Here is an 18,138-nt window from a genome sequence, read left to right as displayed (position 1 = left end):
GGATTTTGGACCACGGCGCGGGGACGATATCCCAACATCGCCATGATGGCACGTCTTGTTTGTTGTGCGATAATTTAGGTTACTCAGTACCGACACGGCTTCCAAGCCGGGTCGCCGCCCGATGCGAACGACTGCGCTACCCAACATCGTCTTCACGCAGCGTTGCACGACAGAGGTTGCGATGAGTGATCACGACTCACTCGGGACCTGAAGCCGAATCCAACGCTGCGGCTTGTGCTCTCGTCATGACGCCAAGCAGACGTTACTGGGTGAGCACAATTCCTTCATTGCTTGTCCATGCGTGCTTCGTAGTTGCGAGCCATCGTGCCCGCCGCGACTTGGAGCGAAGAACCAACCACCCAACAGCCGGCAACAAAGGCTATCAGCCCATTGGCTGGGTTATGATCAAGGACAAGGATGCTGACGGACAGAGTTGCGGCAATCGCGGCGCCGAACGTTCCGGCCGCACTCATGATCTCAGCCGGCTCGGAACCATTCCACTCTTCCGAGGTGCTCGAAATCGACTTCCGCGCGACACTGCGAGACAAATCAATTCCGACGTAATAGCTAAGAGCTCCGTAGAGCATCGTTATCAGCACGATCCAGCCGCTTTCAAACAGTCCGCCTTTCTCACGCAACAGGGCCGCACCCACATAGAGGCCGCAAGAGGCCCCAACGGCTGCGAGCCCAATTCTTTCAAGAAGATGGGCCGACCTGATCAGACCGGAACGAGCGATCCGAAGATTGCCGGAGCCCCTCGTTAGGGAAAATGCGCTGGAAATTGCATCACTAATTTTCATTGGGGGTCTCCTTCTTAGGTAAGTAGCGACCTACCGGCCGACCCCGAATAGAGGCAGCCTCGTGGACGCGTTTTGCGATTGCCTTGATTCCAACTTCTGAAAAATCTGTGCTGAGTGATGGGGCTGGCTTGCTCGTGAGCAAGACGAGAGCCAATCCAAAGCTGCGAGCACGCGGCTACGCAGGCATTGCATCTCACCCGTGCCTGTCAGTTAAGTCCGGGTGCGGCAATTTCTTGCGGGAGTGATAGCTCGAAAAGAGAGTGGTGAAATATGAGACGGTTCACATAACGCGGTTCCCCGTTGCTCTATCCGATCACAATTTCCGGAGGACAAGTCTGCATCGTCGCGAGACCCGGGAGCGCGGGAGCTGAAAGAGCCATCAGTAAACAAGTTGTCCCGCGTCTCGCCGACATCAGATCTATCCACTCATACCATGTTTTGCCCACGTGAATTCCCGAAGCGCGAGCAAGCAATCAGCAGGATCGGACAAGGCAGCGCGGCTTTGGGAAAGACGCCGGCGCTGCACCAGACCTAAAACCTGGCCATGCCGCTCGCGCCGGAGGCCAAGCCATGTCCGAACTTCCCACCCCCGCTGCAACACCCGCCGCGGTCGTCGATGCATTGAAGGCGGTCGCAGGCAATCCGCCGAAGGTGCGCGCGAGCTTCGCCAAGGGTCGATGTGTGCGCGGGACCTATGCCCCGTCCGATCGCGCGGCAGAGATTACGCGATCGCTGAGCTTCACAAAGCCGTCGCGGGTGCTCGCGCGCTTCTCCGTTGGCGGCGGCAATCCCGGGGTGACCGACACCAACAATCTCGTCCTGCGCGGCTTCAGCTTCAGGCTTGGCGACGACGCGCATCGCTCGGACATCCTGACGGAAACCGCTCCGGTGCATTTTGCACGGACGCTCGACCAGATGCTCGCCTTCCTCGAGGCGCGCATCCCAGGCGCGGACGGCAAGCCTGACATCGAGAAGGTCCGGGCCTTTTCCGCGGCCAATCCTGAAACACTGAACCAGGCGAATTACGTCGCGGCACGCCGGCTGCCCGGCAGCTTTGCCGGCACGACCTATTGGGGCGTGCACGCCTTTCCCGCGACGAACGCCAAGGGTGAAACCCGCTTCATCAAGTTCAAGGTCGCGCCTGTGGGCGGTGACGTCACCTTGAGCGAGGACGAAGCGAGGGCGAAGTCGGCTGATTTCCTGCATGACGATCTCGCGCGGAGGATCGCAGCCGGCGATGTCCGCTTCAACGTGATGGCCTTGCTCGACCGTCCCGGCGATCCCACCATGGACGTGACCCTGCGATGGCCGGACGAGGACAACCGTGAGCAGGTGCGGCTAGGGACGATCGTCATCACCAGCCTCGAGGCCAACGAGGCCTGCGACGGCTCCATCTTCAATCCTGCCAATCTTGCCGACGGCATCGGCCATCCGCCGGACGAGATCTTTGCGGCGCGCCGCACGGCCTACACGATCTCGCTGGCGAAGCGCCGGTAAATTCAAGTCTTGTCCCGTCCGCCATCCGTTTCGCGGCGCCATGCGCCCGGACTGACGCCGACGATGGACGAGAACACCCGCGTGAAATGGCTCTGATTGGCAAATCCGGCCGAGATGGCAATCTCGGACAACGGCAGGTCGCGAACTGTCATAAGTTGCTTGGCCGCCTTCACGCGCTGCTGAAGCAGCCATTGATGCGGCGGCAGTCCGGTGGAGATCCGGAACGCGCGTGAGAAGTGGCTGACTGACAGACCAAGCTCGGTCGCGATCAGCTGCAGCGCGATCTTGCCCGAGAGATCGGAATCGAGCCGGTCACACGCACGTTTCACCTGCCATGGCGCGAGACCGCCGCGGCTCGGTTCTGCGGCTGGCTTCAGCCCACCATAGGTCTGGGCGACATGGGCGGTGAGCGCAAGCATCATGTGATCGACGAAAAGCTGGTTGGTCTCGTCGGGCCGGCACAGTCCTTGCCGCAAGGAGGCACCGACATGTCGAACGACCTCGTCGTCATGACCGACACCTGGCTCGTAGCTGAGCTCGCCAACGCGCGGCCCGCCCGGTTGCCTGGCAATGCCGTTGAGCGCCGAGCGCGGCAAATAGAAGAAGAGCGAGTGAAACGGCTTGTCGATCACATAGCGCGGGTCGCGCTTGAGGTCGTACAGATAGGTCGCACCTGCGCGAACATCCGCCTTGGTGACACAGCGGCCCTCCTCCCAGCATTCGCAATCCGGATAGTCGCGGAGTTTCAGGCTGAGGAGATAGGCATCTTCCGCAGCCAGGGAACCGGAAATATCCGGCGTCGGATCGTCATTGCGAACCTCGGTGACCGCGAGTTCGGCGCTGTGCAGCGAACGCGTGATCAGGACCGGTGCTTGCTCGGAGCGAAGGCCCTGCCCGAGCCTCTGCCCGTAGACGCCTGCTTGTGTCATTCTAGTAAATCCATCCGTAAAGGCACGCCTTCGCCGGCCTTCCCGAGATCCGCGCATTATCGGAGATCGACGGCCAACGGTCCAGCTGCAGCGCATAGCACGAAGCTGGCGCGGCCGGCCGTCGCACCGGGTCGCGACGCGATGATTTCATTGTGATTTCAGCGTGATGTCACAGGCCCGGCAGGGCGAAGGACACAACCGTTGACCTGCCCGGCAGATCGCTGCGCGACCTCATCGTGCATTTTGGAAAGGATTTGCGGCCTGCGCACGTCAGTTGGACCATTCCTCGCCCCAGACCTGGACGACGTGGCCCGGCGACACCTCGCGATATTGGCGCACGGGCGGCTGGTAATCGGGCGAGCGCACCGGGCTTCTGATCTCGTCGTTCGCTACCTGGCGCCTGGTGCCGCGGCGCGCTGGATCGGGCACCGGCACGGCCGCCATCAGCTTCTTCGTATAGGGATGCTGCGGATTGCCGAACAGGGCCGCGCGCGGGCCGGTCTCGACGATCTCGCCGAGATACATCACCGCGACGCGATGGCTCATGCGCTCGACCACAGCGATATCATGGGAAATGAAGAGATAGGCAAGTCCCATGCTGGCCTGAAGATCGAGCATCAGATTGACGACCTGCGCCTTGACCGAAACATCGAGTGCCGAAACCGCTTCGTCCGCGACGATCAGCTTCGGTCCGAGCGCGAGCGCGCGGGCAATGCAGATGCGCTGGCGCTGGCCACCGGAGAATTCGTGCGGAAAGCGCGCGGCCATGTCGGCGGTGAGACCAACGCGAACGAGCAGGTCGGCGACCTTCTCCCGCGCCTGCGACGACGTGGCGAGCCCGTTCGCGAGCAATGGGGCCGCAATCGCCGTTCCCACCGACATGCGGGGGTTGAGGCTCGCGAACGGATCCTGGAACACGATCTGCATCTGCTTGCGAAAGTCACGCAAGGTGCGGGCATTCATCGCCAGCACATCCTGCCCGTCGACCAGAACGGTGCCGCTGTCGGGCTCCGTCAGCTTGAGAATGGAGCGGCCCGTCGTCGACTTGCCGCAGCCGGATTCGCCGACCAGCGCCAGCGTCTCCCCGGCGCGCAAGGAGAAGGAGATGTTCTCGACCGCATGGACGCGGCCCGAGACCTTGCCGAACAGGCCCGAGCGGATTGGAAAGCGCGTCGTGAGGTTGGAGACCTCGAGCAGCGGTCGCTCGGCAATCGAGACCGTATCGGGCGTCTCCGCCGGCTCGTCCGAGGTTCCCGCTTGCTTGTCCACGATCGGAAAACGCATCGGCCGCGTCCGCCCATCCATCGAGCCGAGGCGCGGCACGGACGCGAGCAGTGACCTCGTATAGGGATGCGAAGGGGCTGCGAAGATGCGCGAGGTATGGTCGGTTTCCACCGCCTGCCCGCCATACATCACCACGGTGCGGTCCGCGATCTCGGCAACCACGCCCATGTCGTGGGTGATGAAGAGGATCGACATCTCCTCTTCCTGCTGAAGCTCCTTCAGAAGCTCCAGGATCTGGGCCTGGATCGTGACGTCGAGCGCCGTGGTCGGCTCATCCGCGATCAGCAGCCTCGGCTTGCAGGCCAGCGCCATCGCGATCATCACGCGCTGGCGCATGCCGCCGGAGAAGCGATGCGGATGCTCGTGGAAGCGCGATTTCGCCGCGGGGATGCGAACACGATCGAGCAGGCGGATGGTCTCGACCTCCGCCGCCGCACGCGACAGACCGCGGTGCTGGATCAGCGCTTCCGCAATCTGGAAGCCGATGGTCAGCACCGGATTGAGGCTCGTCATCGGCTCCTGGAAGATCATGGCGACTTCGTTGCCGCGAACGTCCTTCATGCTCGCTTCGGCCAGCGTCAGCAGGTCGCGGCCGGCAAGCCGGACGCTGCCTTCGACGCGGCCGTTCTCCTTCGGAATGAGCCGCATGATCGAGAGCGCGGTGACGCTCTTGCCCGAACCGGACTCGCCGACGATCGCCACGGTTTCCCGCGAGGCAATATCGAACGACACGTCGCGGACGACGGGACTCCATTGCCGTTCGCGCATGAAGGACGTCGTCAGGCCGGAGACCGACAGCACCGGCGACGTCGCGTTGGCAGCGACGTGGTCAGGTATCCTTGCGCCGCTGCTCATGCCAGTGTCCTAATAGCCACGACTACGATCGACACGCCCCGGCAATTCTTCACCGCGGCGGTGGCGCGCGATCACATCCAGCACGAAATCGACCGCCGTATCCGGCGTGGTCATGCTGGCATTGTGCGGCGTGACCAGGATGCGCGGATGGCTCCAGAAAGGGTGACCCGCAGGCAGCGGCTCCGGCTCGGCGACATCGAGGACGGCACCCGACAACGCGCCGCTGTCGAGCGCCGCGAGAAAGTCGGCTTCGACCAGATGCGGGCCACGCCCGACGTTGACGAGCGACGCGCCGCGCGGCAGGCGCGCGAACAGATCCGCGTTCAGGATGCCGCGGGTCTCATCGGTCAAAGGCAACAGGCAGACGAGAATGTCGGTCTGCACAAGGAAATCCGGCAACGTCTCCATGCCTGCGTAACAGGCGACGCCCTCGATCTCGCGCGGCGAGCGATTCCAGCCGAGAAGTGGAAAATCGAAAGCTCTGAGCCGTTCGAGCACGGCCTGGCCGAGTTGGCCAAGGCCCATCACGCCGACGCGCCGACGTTTGGCCGGCGTGATCCGGATCTCGCGCCAGACCTGTTCCTTCTGCTGGGCAATGAAGGGCAGGAGGTCGCGATGCAGCGCGAGCACCGCCATGGTGACGTATTCGACCATCGTCTCGGCAATGCCCGGCTCCAGCATGCGCACCAGCGGAATGTGCGGCGGAACTTTTGACGCGTCGAACTGGTCGACGCCCGCACCGACCGAGAAGACGAGCTCGAGATTTGGGAAAGTCGTCGCGATGTCGTCCGGCGGCACCCACGCCACGAGATAGCGGACGTCGGCGGGATCGCCGATGTCGGGCCAGAGCCGGAACGGCATATCGGGCGCGCGCTCGGCGAAGAAGCGCGCCCACTCCTCGCCGCGAACCATGTTGGCCTTGTAGAGAACCGTCATGCCGCAAGGCCCTCAGAACGGGCTGACCGGCGCGAGCCGGCGGCCGTCAATCAGGCGCTTGTGGCTATAGGCCGCGGGATCGACCAGCGGCGTCGCGCCCGTCACGATGTCGGCGGCGAGCTTGCCGGCCGCAGGACCGATGCCGAAGCCGTGGCCGGAGAAGCCGGTGGCGAGGAAGAAGCCGGGCATGGCGTCGACCGGCGAGATGACCGGGATGGTATCCGGCGTGCAGTCGATCGTGCCGCCCCAGGCTTCCGCGATCTCGATGTCCTTCAATTCAGGATTCGACTTGATCAGCGAAGCCAGCGCGGCATTGACCAGCGACATGTCAGGCGCGGGATCGCGCACGCGCTCGGTCTCGAACGGCGACGGCTTGTCCAAGCTCCAACTGGTGCCCCGCGTGAGCTGGTCGAAGAAGGATTTGCCGAATGACAGTTTCAACCCGTTCTTGCGATGCAGATAGGTCGGCCAGAAGGTTCGCGCGTAGCGGAACAGATCGGGCGACAGTTCGACCGTGCCGCGGTTGCGCAGCGCCAGCGTAAAGCCGCCGTCGAGGCGGCGGCGGATGCAATAGAAATCGGTGCCGAGCGCACCGGAGGTAATCTCCGGCCCGGGCGTGGTCCGGCACGCGGTCGCATTGACAAGGCCGATCGGCAGCTCGATGCCGTGGCGGCGGCAGAATAGCGACGACCAGGCGCCGCCGGACAGCAGCACCGATTGCGTGCGAATGGTGCCCTTCTCGGTGACGACGGCACTCACCCGTCCGCCTTGCGTCTCCAACCCACGCGCGGCGCAGCCCTGATGAATGGTGACGCCGTGTTTTCGCGCGGCGGTCGCAAGCGCAGGCACGGCCATCGAGGGCTCGGCGCGCCCGTCGCTTGGCGTGTGCAGGCCGCCGACCCATTTTTCGGCGTTGCCGGGCAGACGCTCGGCGACCTCCGCCGGCGTCAGGACCGTGGAGTGGACCTGCATCTCGCGCGCCGTTGCGGCCCATCGCTCCCAGCTGGCGAGCTCGTCCTTGCTCTTGGTCAGGAACAGCACGCCGGTGCGGCGGAAACCGGCATCGACACCGGCATCGTTCTGCATGTCTTCCCACAGACGCAGCGCCTCGCGGGCCAGCGGGATCTCCTCACGCGCACGGCCCTGCTGGCGGCACCAGCCCCAATTGCGGCTCGACTGCTCGCTGCCGACATGGCCCTTCTCGACCAGGGCGACGGAGAGGCCCCTCTTCGCGAGATGATAGGCCGCGGAGACGCCGATGACGCCGCCGCCAATGACCACGACGTCCACCTGCGCCGGCAGGCGTTCATCGCTGTTTATACGGGTGAGCGGCGGGGACATGGGCACTCCAGATATTCAGTTCGATCGGAGCAAGCTTGCTCATCGCTAGTTTGCAGATCATGGGATGTTCATTCGCGGATCGAGCGCGTCGCGCAGGCCGTCGCCGAGAAAGTTGAAGCTCGTCACCGCCAGCGTGATGGCGAGGCCCGGCGCAATCGCAAGCCAGGGCGCGCTGGTAAGATAGATCTGCGCGTTGTTGAGCATGTTGCCGAGGCTCGCGGCCGGCGGCTGGATGCCATAACCGAGATAGCTGAGATAGGATTCCAGCAGGATCGACTTGGCGACGTTCAGCGTCGCCGCCACCACGATGGGCGCGATCGCATTGGGCACCAGTTCGCGGAACATGATCCGCAGGTTCGACGAGCCGAACGCGAGTGCAGCTACCGCAAACTCGCGTTCCCGCAGCGAGCGCACCTGGGCCTCGACGACGCGGGCCACCCACATCCAGGCAGTTGCCGCGATCAGCACGGTGGTGGTGACGAAGCCGGGCTCGATGAGCGCCGCGAGCGCAAGCAGCAGGAAGATGGTCGGAAAGCAGAGCATGGCATCGACCAGCCGCATCAGCACCGCGCCGACCACGCCGCCAAAGAAGCCGGCGAAAGCGCCGACGACGATGCCCACCGCCATCGCCATCACCATCGCGACGAAGCCGATCGACAGCGAGACGCGCGCGCCCATCATCAGCCGCGCCAGCACGTCGCGACCGAGCTCGTCGGTGCCGAGGATGTGCGCGCCGGAGAACGGCGGCGCGAACCGCTTCATGATATCGATATAGGTGTCGTCGAACGGCAGCAGATAGGGACCAAAGGCCGAGCCGAGGACGAGCACCAGAATGATCACGGCGCCCGCGAGCGCGAGCCGGTGCCGGCGGAAGCGCCGCCAGGCGGCATGGCCCGGCGCGAGCTGAACGGTCGAGAGGGCTGCGCTCGTCATCGCCTAGCCCACCCGTATCCTGGGATCGACGACGGCATAGAGGATGTCGGCGAGCAGCGAGCCGATCAGCACCATGATCGCCGAGAACATCAAAATGCCCATCACCACGGGGTAGTCGCGATAGCCGATGGAATCGAGAAACAGGCGCCCCATGCCGGGCCAGGTGAACACAGTTTCGGCCACCAGCGCGCCGCCGAGCAGCGTCGGAAACTGAAGGCCGGCAACGGTGATCATCGGCAGCAGGGCGTTGCGCAGCGCATGCACGGTGAGAATGCGCCATTCCGGCATGCCCTTGGCGCGCGCGGTGCGAATGTAGTCCTGGTTGATGACCTCGAGCATCGAGGAACGCATGAAGCGGCCCCACATCGCGGTCTCGACCAGCGCCAGCACCAGGGCCGGCGCGATCAGATGATGCAGAAGGTCGAGGAAGGAGCCGTCGCCGACGGTCTCGCGGTTGCCGGCCGGCAGCCAGCCGAGCTTCACGGAGAAGATGTAAATCGTGACGAGTCCGAACCAGAAGGTCGGGATCGACAGCGCGATCATGGCGCCGACGGTCGCGAGCGAATCGAACAGCGAATAGCGGCGCAGCGCGCCGAGCACACCGATCCAGCAGCCGAGCAGGACCGCGATGATGGTCGCCGTCACCATCAGCTCCAGCGTGGCGCCGAGATGCGACGAGATCACCGACAGCACCGCCTCGCCGTCGCGATACGAGTGGCCCCAATCCCCCCTCATCATCCGGCCGAACCAGTCGAGATACTGGATCGGCAGCGAACGATCGAGGCCAAGCTGCCTGGTGACGCGATCGAGATCCTCCTGCGTCATCTGCGCGGAGGCCGCGAATTGCGAGAGCGGACCGCCGGGCGCCAGATGCAGAATGGCGAAGCCGATCGCGGACACGATCACCAGCAACATGATCGCCTGCGCCAGGCGATTGGCGACGTAACGGGCCATCTCAGGCGATCTCGCGCACCTGAACCATCAGGCCCAATACCATTCGCGGATGTTCCAGCAGTTGATCGACATGTTGACGTTGGGACGGAAACCCTGGAGGCCTTCCTTCACGCCTTCGGCGATGAAGCCCTGGAATAGCGGCAGGATCGCGAGGTCGTCCCGGATCAGCTTTTGCAGATTGCCATAGGTCGTCTTGCGCTGCGCCAGATCGAATTGCTTGGCGCCTTCGGCGAGCAAGCGATCGGCCTCCGGGTTGCGATACTGATAGGTGTTGTAGCCGCGGCCACCCTTGGCAGGAATGGCGCCGGAGCCGAAGCGGGGCGTCACGTCGGGGTCGCTGCCGAGCATGAAATTCACCCCCACGATCACCGAATTGAATTTCGATTGCTGCCAGAAGTCGCCCCAGATCACCGCGGCCGGCATGTTGTTCACGCGCATCGCGGCACCGATCGCGCGCCAGTCCTGGATCAGCAATTGCTGGGTCTGCTCGCGCACCGCATTGCCCGACGTCGTTGAATTGGTGAATTCGAGCTTGACGCCGCCCTTCTCGCGCACCCCGCCAGAGCCACGCACCCAGCCGGCCGCATCGAGCAGCGTGTTGGCCTTGGCCGGATCGTATTTGTGCTGCGGCAGCCCCTGCTGGAATGACCAGGCCTGCTGCGGCACGAAGCTTTCAGTCTGCGTCGGCAAGCCGTAGTTCAGCGCATCGATGATCGCTTGCTTATTAATCGCGAGATAAAGCGCCTCGCGCACGGTGCGGTCCGCCAACGCGCCGAACTCCAGATTGGGAGCGATGTGCTCCACCGACGACGTCGAGGAGACGAAGATCTTGCGCCCCTTCAGCGTCTTCGCCTCCTGCACGAAGTTCGGCAAAATGCCTTGCAGGCCGGTGTAGTCGACCTGCCCGGTGCGGAACTGGGTGTAGAGCACGGTCAGGTCGGGAATATACTTGAACACCACGCGCTCAACGTAAGGTCCCTTGCCGTGATAGCCGGTATGGGCATTCAGCTGAATGTGGTCGCCGGGCACGCGCTCGCCCCAGCGGAACGGTCCGGTGCCGACGGGCGCATTGTGGAACGGCGAGGCGTTCGGATCTGTCACCTTCTCCAGGATGTGCTTGGGCACGATGAAGGTCAGCGATCCCAGGATCGACATGTAGGGCGAATAGGGAGCTTCCATGCGCCAGTGAACCTCGTCGGGCGCGACGACCTTGATGTCCTTCACGAGACTATGGCCGACGCGGCTGCGCGCGCGGAAATCGGGATTGTTGATCAGCTCGAGCGAGAACTTCACGTCCTCGGCCGTGAACGCCGTGCCGTCGTGCCATTTCACGTCGCTGCGGAGCTTGATCTTCCAGGTCAGGCCGTCGGCCGACAGGCCGCCATTCTCGATGGTCGGGACTTCGCGGGCGAGGTCGGGAACGAACTTGCCGTCGGGATCGATGAACCAGAGCGGCGAGAACACCTGCCACCAGATGCCCTGATCGACTTCGATGCCCGGCATCAGGGGATGAAAGACCGTCGGCTCCTGCGACAGCGCCGCGATCACCTGCCCGCGCGGCTTGTCCGGCGGATTGGTCGGGCGTTCGGTCTGCGCAAACGCGTGGCCCGAAAGCGTCCATCCCGCCGCGGCGCCCGCACCGAGCTTAAAGATCTGACGGCGATTCGGATTGCCGAGATGCATTGCCCCAACGCCGAACTGCCCGGTGTCGTCCGCCATGACCACTCTCCGTTGTCGCACGCGGCACCGTCTCCCGCGCCCCCGAGATCCCCGGCAAAGGGACAGGAGTGGGCTTTAGTGCTTCTAAATTTTTCTATCAAAAGTTCATCACGACTAAATACAGCTGTCAATCGGATTGCTAGGATGCGCGACCTTTTCACTCCGACTGAAGCTCCAGACCGCCATTGTCCGGGGCTGAGATGATGTATGGGAGAGCGACATGGATGGTCGCGGCGAGATCAACGATCCGAAGGACGCACCGGCGATAGAGGCCGACGATGCGGTCGACCAGCGCCTCGGCGAGACCGTGCGGCTGCTGCGCCAGCGTGCGGGCCTGTCGATCCAGGACGTCGCCAACAAGACCGGCCTCTCCAACGGCATGATCAGCCAGCTCGAACGCGCGCGTGCCATGCCGTCGATCCGCACGTTGCGCCTGCTCAGCATCGCGCTCGACGTTCCGATCTCCTATTTCTTCGAGACCACCGATCCCGCCGACGTGCAGCGCTACATCGTGCGCAAGAACAGCCGGCGCCTGCTGCGGCTCACCGCCAGCGGCGTCGTCAAGGAAGCGTTGACGCCGGCAGACAAAGGCCAGCTCGAACTCTACGAGCTCACGCTCAATCCCGGCGCCTCGTCCGGCACCGATTTTCTGCAGCACACCGGCGAGAAGGCGGGCTATATCCTCTCGGGCAGCCTGCGGCTGTGGCTCGACAACCAGGCCCATCTGCTCGAGGCCGGCGACAGCTTTCGCTTTCCGAGCATCGTGCCGCACATGTTCGACAACCCGACCCAGCAGACGGCCCGCGTGATCTGGGTGACGACGCTGCGCCAGACCGATTCGCCGGCAGGTTGAAGCGCCGCCAACCCGGCACCACCGCAAATTGCCCCTCGACGCCGCCGCGCGGAATCTGTAGCTCACATCTGTAGCTCACGTGGAGCCGGTCATTGACAGGGCGGACACGAGGGTCTGCGACTGACGCGTTGGTGTGAGACCATGAAACTCAGGGGGCTTCTGACACTCGCGATGGCCGCGCAGGTCATCGTGACCGCGGCGGCTCTCCTCGTCTCCTATGCCGCGATCGGCACCGGGTTCGGCATTGCCCAGATCGTCGCGCTGCTCGCAAGCGGCGCCATTGCGGCCCTGCTGGCTCGTCTGTGCACGCGCGCGATCGAAACGGCGCAGGACAAACGCGCCGCCGCGCAACTGACCGAGCAGGCGCGGGCCAGCGCACAGCTGACGCAAGCCGTCATCAAGACCGCGCTCGATGCCTTCGTCCAGACCGACCAGAACGGCATCGTGCTGGAATGGAGCATTCAGGCCGAGGCCCTGACCGGATGGACGCGCAAGGAGGCGCTCGGCACCGACGTCGTCAACCTCCTCATCGCCGAGCCGCTGCGCGACGGCTTCAGGCAACGCATGATGCGGCTGCTGCCGGAATTGTCGGATACGCCGATCGGCATCCGGTTCGAAGCGACCCTGCTGCACCGAAACGGCGATGACATCCTGATCGAGGCGTCCAGCACGGCGCTCCACCTCGGGGGACGCACCCTCATCAACAATTTCGTCAAGGACGTCACGCGGAAGCGCGCCGCCGAGGAGCAGCTGATCCAGGTCCAGAAGATGGAGGCTGTCGGCCAGCTCACCGGCGGCATCGCGCACGAATTCAACAACATGCTCACCGTGATCACGGGCACGATCGAGATCCTCGCCGACGCAGTGAAGGACAATCCGCCGCTCGCCACCATCACCAAGCTGATCAGCGACGCCGCCGACCGCGGCGCCGCGCTGACGTCGAGCCTGTTGTCCTTTGCCCGCAAGCAGGCGCTCAAGCCGGCCGAGAGCGACATCAACGAACTGCTCGAAGAGCTCGCAAAGCTGCTGCTGGCAACCTTCGACAAGAAGATCGAGATCGTGACCCGGCTCGACGGCAACGTCTGGCTCGCCCTGGTCGATCGCGGCCAATTGAGCTCGGCGCTTCTCAACCTCGCAATCAACGCCCGCGACGCGATGCTGGATGGCGGCAGACTGACGTTGACGACGCGCAACGTCGTGTTCGGCGTCCGCGAGGCGGTGGCGGTCGGGGCCGGCTATGCCGGCGACTATGTCGAGATCGAGATCGCCGACACCGGCACCGGCATTCCACCGGCCATTCTGGAGCGAATCTTCGATCCCTTCTTCTCGACCAAGGGCGTCGGCAAGGGCACGGGGCTCGGGCTCAGCATGGTGTTCGGATTCATCAAGCAGTCCGGCGGCGGCATCAAGGTCGCTTCCGAAGAAGGACGCGGCACGACTTTCACGATCTACCTGCCGAAGGCGGAGGCGAGCACGCTTCGCCCCACCGGCTATGACGAGCGCAAGGTCGTGGGTGGGACCGAAACCATTCTTTGTGTCGAGGACGACCGCGACGTCCGCCAGTACGTCACGGTCCAGCTCGAAAGCCTCGGCTACAAGGTCATCCCGGCCGCCAATGCGGCCGAGGCGCTCGCCATCGCCGCCGAAGGAACGCCCTTCGACCTGCTTTTCACCGACATCGTGATGGCCGGCAGCTTGAATGGACGAGAGCTCGCCGACGAGATGGTGGCAGCGCGCCCCTCGCTGCGGGTGCTGTTCACGTCGGGCTATGCCTACGACGCCCCGCATGCGCAGGGACGCGCCACCAAGGGCGCGCCGCTTCTGACAAAGCCCTACCGCAAGGCCGAGCTCGCACGCATGCTGCGCCGCTCTCTCGATACCGCTGTCGACGACGCGGGTGATCCGATCCCGACGCCCTATTCCGTGCAGGCCGATCTCGAAGGCTTTCTGCGCAGGCAGGCGGCTGAACACGACGGGCGTTAGGGCGCGTCTTGCGCATGGACAGCGCATGGCTGCTGCGCAACACTCCGTCTCGGTTACAATCCCATTGGAGGCGAGCCATGACTGCACTCGAAAAGGGCATCACCGCGAACGGTACGGGCTATGGCGGCAAGACCTGGAACATCCTCGGCCAGGTCTACTTCCCGAAGGCCGTCACCGAGTCCACTTTCGCGTTCGAGACCAACAGCGATCCTGGCCAGTTCGTGCCGGTGCACATCCATCCGACCCAGGACGAATTCATCCTGGTGCAGGAAGGCACGCTCGACCTCAAGCTCGACGGAAAATGGGTCAAGGCCCATGCCGGCGATCTCGTGCGCCTGCCGCGCGGCATCCCGCACGGCTATTTCAACAAATCCGACAAACCGGCCCGCGCGTTGTTCTGGGTCTCGCCGATGCAGAAGCTGGAGGCGCTGTTCAATCAGCTCCATGACCTGACCGACCCGGCCGAGGTCGTGCGCATCTCGGCGCTGCACGAGGTCGACTTCCTGCCGCCCGAAGCCAACGACTAGGCTACGATCCCCCGACCGACGAATCGTTGGGGGAACCGGCCATGACTGCACGACGTCAACTCCTCGCCATCATCGCGGCGCTTGGACTGCTCCTTACGACGTTCGTTCCGAGCCAGGCGCAAACGCTTACGGCCAGGCAAGCGGAAGCGGTTGCGACCTACGAGCGTGCGCTCGGCGATTTCAAGGCAATCCTGGCCGAGCGGCGGCGCCAGATCGAGGCGAAGCAGCCACTGCCGAACCTGCCGGGCCAAGCGCTGTATCTGGCACGCGTCGCCGTGATCAGTGCTTACAAGGATCTCACCGACGCCATGCCGTCCCGGATCGGCAGGCCCAACAAATTCGAAATTCCTCCAGCCTATTTCGACGCCGATATCGAACCGTTGATCGACGAATACTCAATACTGTTCGACATCATGGAAGCGCCGCCGGCTGGCGCGCAGAACTCGGCGACGCCGTTCAAGGACGTGGTCGATCTCGCGGTCGCGATCGCACGCGCGAAGGGGCTGGCGCCTGACCACGCCGAGGCCGCGGGCCGGATCAGCCTCGGGCTGTTCTTCGCCGAAACCAACGGCAAGCAGAACGTCCGCAACGGACGCTCGAACACCTATATGGGCAGCTTCCAGACCGGCCCGTCCGAGGACCGCAACGGCCGCAGGAAGTGGGAAGCCATCAAGGGCGAGATCGCGGCGGCCGATCCCGGGTTGAGTGCGCGCGACGACAAGGAGGAGGCGCGGGCCAGCGGTACCGATCATCGCTTCAATCACTGGACCAACGTACGCGATGGCCTGATGAACGCGCATGCGGATGTTTTCCGGGAGATCCCGGGAATCGTGAAGACGCTGCCCGACCGGATCGAGCAGATGAAGCTGTTCGAGCTGATCCAGATCGTTCCTACGCCGACACGGTCGGCGCTCAAGTCCGGCGATCTCCTGAACTACAGGGTGTCCAGTCCGACGATCATGAAGCACCTGCGCAACAACAGCATCTTCGCATTCGGACAGGCCGACCGGGCGCGCACCTCGGCAAGCTTCCGCGAGATCCTTGGCGCAATGTGGCTGTTCAAGCGGAAATTCGAGAAGGCGATGGCGAAGTATGCGGAGATCAAGCCGCGCTGAGGTCGCGGTTTGCGGCGGGACATCAAACCCTCATGGTGAGGAGCCCGCCAAAGCGGGCATCTCGAACCATGCAGGCCGAGCATGATCGGCAGCCTCCTAGCTGTTCATATCCGATCGCACTGGCCTGTCCTACTCGGTGCGGATCGGAGTGTCCTTCAGGCCGTTGTTGTCATACGCCTTGCGCAAGGTGCCGTTCGTCACCGCCTCGTTCATGAACTTGGCGGCGAAGGTCAGCGCTTGGGGATGGCCGAGCGGGACGGCGACCGCGGTGACGGTCTTCTTGAAGGTCTCGTCGAGCACTCGCGTGCCCGGAATCTTCTGCGCCATCTTGTTGAGCTGGTCGCGCGACAGCGCGAAGGCGTCGATCTCGCCGCTCTTCAGGAGGCCGAAGATTTCGTCATAGGTCTGGTAGCCCGTGACCTTCGCATTCTTCAGATGGGCAACCGCGCCGCGCATGGTGGTGGTGGCGTTGACGGCCGCGACCTTGATGCCCACCTGGTCGAGCGTGGCGAAATTGGTGACGTTCGAGCCTGATTTGACGATGTAGGTGGCATCCGCGACCTCGTAGATCGGACCGAACGTCATCCTGCTCTCGCGCTCGGGATCCTTGGGGAGCCAGGTGACGTCCCAAGCACCTTTTTCAAGAGTGCCTTTCGATGCGGCATCGGTGATCTGGCCGGAGTTCTGGTGCACGACATATTCGACGGGCACGCCGAGCTGGGCGGCCATCTCCTTGCCGAGATCGACCGGAACGCCGGCATAGCCGGCTTCGGTTTTGGTGGACCAGAACGCGCCGCCCGCCGGGCTGATCGCGATCGCGACCCGCAGCCTGCCGGTCGGCGCGATCTCGTCCTTCAGGCCATCGGCTAGCGCGGGCATGGCAACCGCCGCGGCGAGAACGAGGCCGGCAAGGACCGATTTAAGCACCGACTGGAGAGGCGTGGGCATGTCATGATCTCCCGACCTTTTCTTCTTTTATTCTTCTCTTTTTTGTCCCGACCGCTTCGCGCGCCGTCGCTCAGCCTGTGACATAATTCTGGTCGATCGTGCGCGCGATGAAAAGCGGTTTGTGACGGCAAAGCTGCCAAAGGCCACAGCGCAGTCTGCGGTGCAAGGCCGACGACTGCCATGGCTATGGTGTTCCACGTCCGGGCATTTGTTGATAGCCTCCCGCCCCGACAGACAGCAACCGGGGGCCACCGAATGACCTGCGCGAATCCCGCATCTCCCGCACGAAGCAACGGAGCGTGGAGACATGTCGGGCGGGCACTGGCCGCCGCGATGGCCGTGGCCGCACTCACCGGCTGCGAGGACAAGAACAGTTTCGTCGCCCCGCCCCCGCCCAAGGTGGACGTGGCTACGCCCGTACAGCGCCCGGTGACGCGGTATGTCGAGGCCACCGGCAACACCGCGCCGGTCAAGAATGTCGATCTCGTCGCGCGCGTGCAGGGATTCCTGCAATCGATCGACTACCAGGACGGCGCGTTCGTCAAGCAGGGCACCCAGCTGTTCACGATCGAGCCCGAAACCTACAAGCTCAAGCTCGACCAGGCGCAGGCGGCCGAGGCCGGCGCGCAGGCCTCGCTCCGGCAGGCGGAAGCCGACTTCAAGCGGCAGAGCGATCTCGTGCAGCGGCAAGCGGTCTCGCAAGCGACTTTGGACAGCTCGACCTCGAACCGCGACAACGCACAGGCCAGCCTCCAGCAGGCCCAGGCCAACACCCGCCTCGCCGAAGTCAACTACGGCTACACCAAGGTGAGCGCACCATTCGACGGCGTCGTCAGCGCGCATATGGTCTCGATCGGCGAACTCGTCGGGGTCTCCTCGCCCACTCAACTCGCCTCCATCGTCGCGATGGATCCGATCTATGTGAACTTCACAGTCAACGAGCAGGACGTGCTGCGCATCCGTGCCGAGGCCGCCCGCCGGGGGCTCACCGCCGCCGACATGAAGCAATTCCCGATTCAAGTCGGTTTGCAGACCGAGGCAGGCTATCCGCATGAGGGCAAGCTCGACTATGTCGCCCCGACCCTCACCCAGTCGACCGGCACGCTCGCGGTGCGCGGTCTCGTGCCCAACGACAAGCGGGTGCTGCTGCCCGGCTATTTCGTCCGCGTCCGCGTGCCCTTCACCCAGGAGAAGGACGCCCTGCTCGTGCCCGACACCGCGCTCGGCAGCGACCAGGGCGGCCGCTATCTCCTCGTCGTCAACGGCGACAACGTCGTCGAGCAGCGCAAGGTGCAGATCGGCCCCGTCGACAACGGCCTGCGCGTGATCGAGAGCGGGTTGAAGCCGGACGACCGCGTGGTGACCGCAGGGCTGCTGCGGGTGATTCCGGGCCAGAAGATCGACCCTCAGATGACGAAGATCGAGCAGCCGCAGGCGTCTGCCAAGTAAGTAGGAGCGCCTGCC

The 18,138-nt window shown here is 64.1% G+C and carries 15 protein-coding genes; 6 read left to right on the top strand and 9 right to left on the bottom strand.

Going from position 1 to position 18,138, the window contains the following annotated elements; translation table 11 throughout:
- Positions 1-284: 284 nt before the first annotated feature.
- Positions 285-800 (bottom strand): hypothetical protein, encoded by a 516-nt coding sequence (locus ABIB90_RS22270; RefSeq protein ID WP_007595598.1) that lies wholly within the window; start codon positions 798-800, stop codon positions 285-287.
- A gap of 570 nt (positions 801-1,370) precedes the next feature.
- Here ABIB90_RS22270 and ABIB90_RS22265 point away from each other — a divergent pair.
- Positions 1,371-2,297, top strand: coding sequence for a catalase family peroxidase (locus ABIB90_RS22265; RefSeq protein WP_354201378.1), 927 nt, complete (start codon positions 1,371-1,373; stop codon positions 2,295-2,297).
- A 2-nt stretch (positions 2,298-2,299) separates the two neighbouring features.
- On the opposite strand, the gene ABIB90_RS22260 is transcribed toward ABIB90_RS22265, so the two are convergent.
- The 7 genes from ABIB90_RS22260 to ABIB90_RS22230 form a co-directional block, all read right to left on the bottom strand.
- Positions 2,300-3,226 carry an AraC family transcriptional regulator gene (locus ABIB90_RS22260; RefSeq protein WP_354128914.1) on the bottom strand — a complete coding sequence of 309 codons (927 nt, stop codon included), beginning with the start codon at positions 3,224-3,226 and terminating at the stop codon, positions 2,300-2,302.
- A gap of 270 nt (positions 3,227-3,496) precedes the next feature.
- The gene (locus tag ABIB90_RS22255; RefSeq protein WP_354201376.1) at positions 3,497-5,365 is read right to left on the bottom strand and encodes an ABC transporter ATP-binding protein; all 1,869 of its coding nucleotides are present in this window, start codon (positions 5,363-5,365) and stop codon (positions 3,497-3,499) included.
- Positions 5,366-5,374: 9 nt separating this feature from the next.
- Entirely contained in the window at positions 5,375-6,301 is a 927-nt protein-coding gene (locus tag ABIB90_RS22250; RefSeq protein WP_354201375.1) for a 2-hydroxyacid dehydrogenase, read from the bottom strand.
- A 12-nt stretch (positions 6,302-6,313) separates the two neighbouring features.
- Positions 6,314-7,642: an NAD(P)/FAD-dependent oxidoreductase gene (locus tag ABIB90_RS22245; protein WP_354201374.1), complete on the bottom strand. Its 1,329-nt coding sequence runs from the start codon at positions 7,640-7,642 to the stop codon at positions 6,314-6,316.
- Positions 7,643-7,699: 57 nt separating this feature from the next.
- Positions 7,700-8,575, bottom strand: a complete 876-nt coding sequence (locus ABIB90_RS22240; protein ID WP_354168190.1) for an ABC transporter permease — start codon at positions 8,573-8,575, stop codon at positions 7,700-7,702.
- A gap of 3 nt (positions 8,576-8,578) precedes the next feature.
- Positions 8,579-9,529, bottom strand: coding sequence for an ABC transporter permease (locus ABIB90_RS22235; RefSeq protein WP_354201373.1), 951 nt, complete (start codon positions 9,527-9,529; stop codon positions 8,579-8,581).
- 27 nt (positions 9,530-9,556) lie between these two features.
- A complete protein-coding gene (locus tag ABIB90_RS22230; protein WP_354201372.1) occupies positions 9,557-11,248 on the bottom strand; it encodes a peptide ABC transporter substrate-binding protein in 1,692 nt (563 codons plus the stop codon).
- A 220-nt stretch (positions 11,249-11,468) separates the two neighbouring features.
- Between ABIB90_RS22230 and ABIB90_RS22225 the strand changes: the two genes are divergently transcribed.
- The 4 genes from ABIB90_RS22225 to ABIB90_RS22210 all read left to right on the top strand — a co-directional run bounded on the left by ABIB90_RS22225 (position 11,469) and on the right by ABIB90_RS22210 (position 15,726).
- A complete protein-coding gene (locus ABIB90_RS22225; protein ID WP_007595614.1) occupies positions 11,469-12,101 on the top strand; it encodes a cupin domain-containing protein in 633 nt (210 codons plus the stop codon).
- A 141-nt stretch (positions 12,102-12,242) separates the two neighbouring features.
- A complete protein-coding gene (locus tag ABIB90_RS22220) occupies positions 12,243-14,084 on the top strand; it encodes an ATP-binding protein (RefSeq protein ID WP_354201371.1) in 1,842 nt (613 codons plus the stop codon).
- Between the two features lie 77 nt (positions 14,085-14,161).
- Positions 14,162-14,611, top strand: a complete 450-nt coding sequence (locus tag ABIB90_RS22215) for a cupin domain-containing protein (RefSeq protein ID WP_007595617.1) — start codon at positions 14,162-14,164, stop codon at positions 14,609-14,611.
- A gap of 41 nt (positions 14,612-14,652) precedes the next feature.
- Positions 14,653-15,726 (top strand): hypothetical protein, encoded by a 1,074-nt coding sequence (locus tag ABIB90_RS22210; RefSeq protein ID WP_354168198.1) that lies wholly within the window; start codon positions 14,653-14,655, stop codon positions 15,724-15,726.
- Positions 15,727-15,855: 129 nt separating this feature from the next.
- On the opposite strand, the gene ABIB90_RS22205 is transcribed toward ABIB90_RS22210, so the two are convergent.
- On the bottom strand, positions 15,856-16,674 hold the full coding sequence (locus ABIB90_RS22205) for an ABC transporter substrate-binding protein (protein WP_354201370.1): 819 nt from the start codon (positions 16,672-16,674) through the stop codon (positions 15,856-15,858).
- Positions 16,675-16,929: 255 nt separating this feature from the next.
- Here ABIB90_RS22205 and ABIB90_RS22200 point away from each other — a divergent pair, with 255 nt between their 5' ends.
- The gene (locus ABIB90_RS22200) at positions 16,930-18,123 is read left to right on the top strand and encodes an efflux RND transporter periplasmic adaptor subunit (protein WP_354168202.1); all 1,194 of its coding nucleotides are present in this window, start codon (positions 16,930-16,932) and stop codon (positions 18,121-18,123) included.
- Positions 18,124-18,138: the final 15 nt, after the last annotated feature.

It is taken from the genome of Bradyrhizobium sp. JR4.1 (assembly GCF_040548605.1).
In the GTDB taxonomy this organism is placed as follows: domain Bacteria; phylum Pseudomonadota; class Alphaproteobacteria; order Rhizobiales; family Xanthobacteraceae; genus Bradyrhizobium; species Bradyrhizobium canariense.
Note: the sequence above shows the minus strand (reverse complement) of the source record. Positions and strands in the feature narration are given on the sequence as shown.

Excerpts from the sequence above, each read along its gene's own strand:
- ABIB90_RS22270 (WP_007595598.1), bottom strand. The coding sequence starts at position 800 with ATGAAAATTAGTGATGCAATTTCCAGCGCATTTTCCCTAACGAGGGGC.
- ABIB90_RS22265 (WP_354201378.1), top strand. The coding sequence starts at position 1,371 with ATGTCCGAACTTCCCACCCCCGCTGCAACACCCGCCGCGGTCGTCGAT.
- ABIB90_RS22260 (WP_354128914.1), bottom strand. The coding sequence starts at position 3,226 with ATGACACAAGCAGGCGTCTACGGGCAGAGGCTCGGGCAGGGCCTTCGC.
- ABIB90_RS22255 (WP_354201376.1), bottom strand. The coding sequence starts at position 5,365 with ATGAGCAGCGGCGCAAGGATACCTGACCACGTCGCTGCCAACGCGACG.
- ABIB90_RS22250 (WP_354201375.1), bottom strand. The coding sequence starts at position 6,301 with ATGACGGTTCTCTACAAGGCCAACATGGTTCGCGGCGAGGAGTGGGCG.
- ABIB90_RS22245 (WP_354201374.1), bottom strand. The coding sequence starts at position 7,642 with ATGTCCCCGCCGCTCACCCGTATAAACAGCGATGAACGCCTGCCGGCG.
- ABIB90_RS22240 (WP_354168190.1), bottom strand. The coding sequence starts at position 8,575 with ATGACGAGCGCAGCCCTCTCGACCGTTCAGCTCGCGCCGGGCCATGCC.
- ABIB90_RS22235 (WP_354201373.1), bottom strand. The coding sequence starts at position 9,529 with ATGGCCCGTTACGTCGCCAATCGCCTGGCGCAGGCGATCATGTTGCTG.
- ABIB90_RS22230 (WP_354201372.1), bottom strand. The coding sequence starts at position 11,248 with ATGGCGGACGACACCGGGCAGTTCGGCGTTGGGGCAATGCATCTCGGC.
- ABIB90_RS22225 (WP_007595614.1), top strand. The coding sequence starts at position 11,469 with ATGGATGGTCGCGGCGAGATCAACGATCCGAAGGACGCACCGGCGATA.
- ABIB90_RS22220 (WP_354201371.1), top strand. The coding sequence starts at position 12,243 with ATGAAACTCAGGGGGCTTCTGACACTCGCGATGGCCGCGCAGGTCATC.
- ABIB90_RS22215 (WP_007595617.1), top strand. The coding sequence starts at position 14,162 with ATGACTGCACTCGAAAAGGGCATCACCGCGAACGGTACGGGCTATGGC.
- ABIB90_RS22210 (WP_354168198.1), top strand. The coding sequence starts at position 14,653 with ATGACTGCACGACGTCAACTCCTCGCCATCATCGCGGCGCTTGGACTG.
- ABIB90_RS22205 (WP_354201370.1), bottom strand. The coding sequence starts at position 16,674 with ATGCCCACGCCTCTCCAGTCGGTGCTTAAATCGGTCCTTGCCGGCCTC.
- ABIB90_RS22200 (WP_354168202.1), top strand. The coding sequence starts at position 16,930 with ATGACCTGCGCGAATCCCGCATCTCCCGCACGAAGCAACGGAGCGTGG.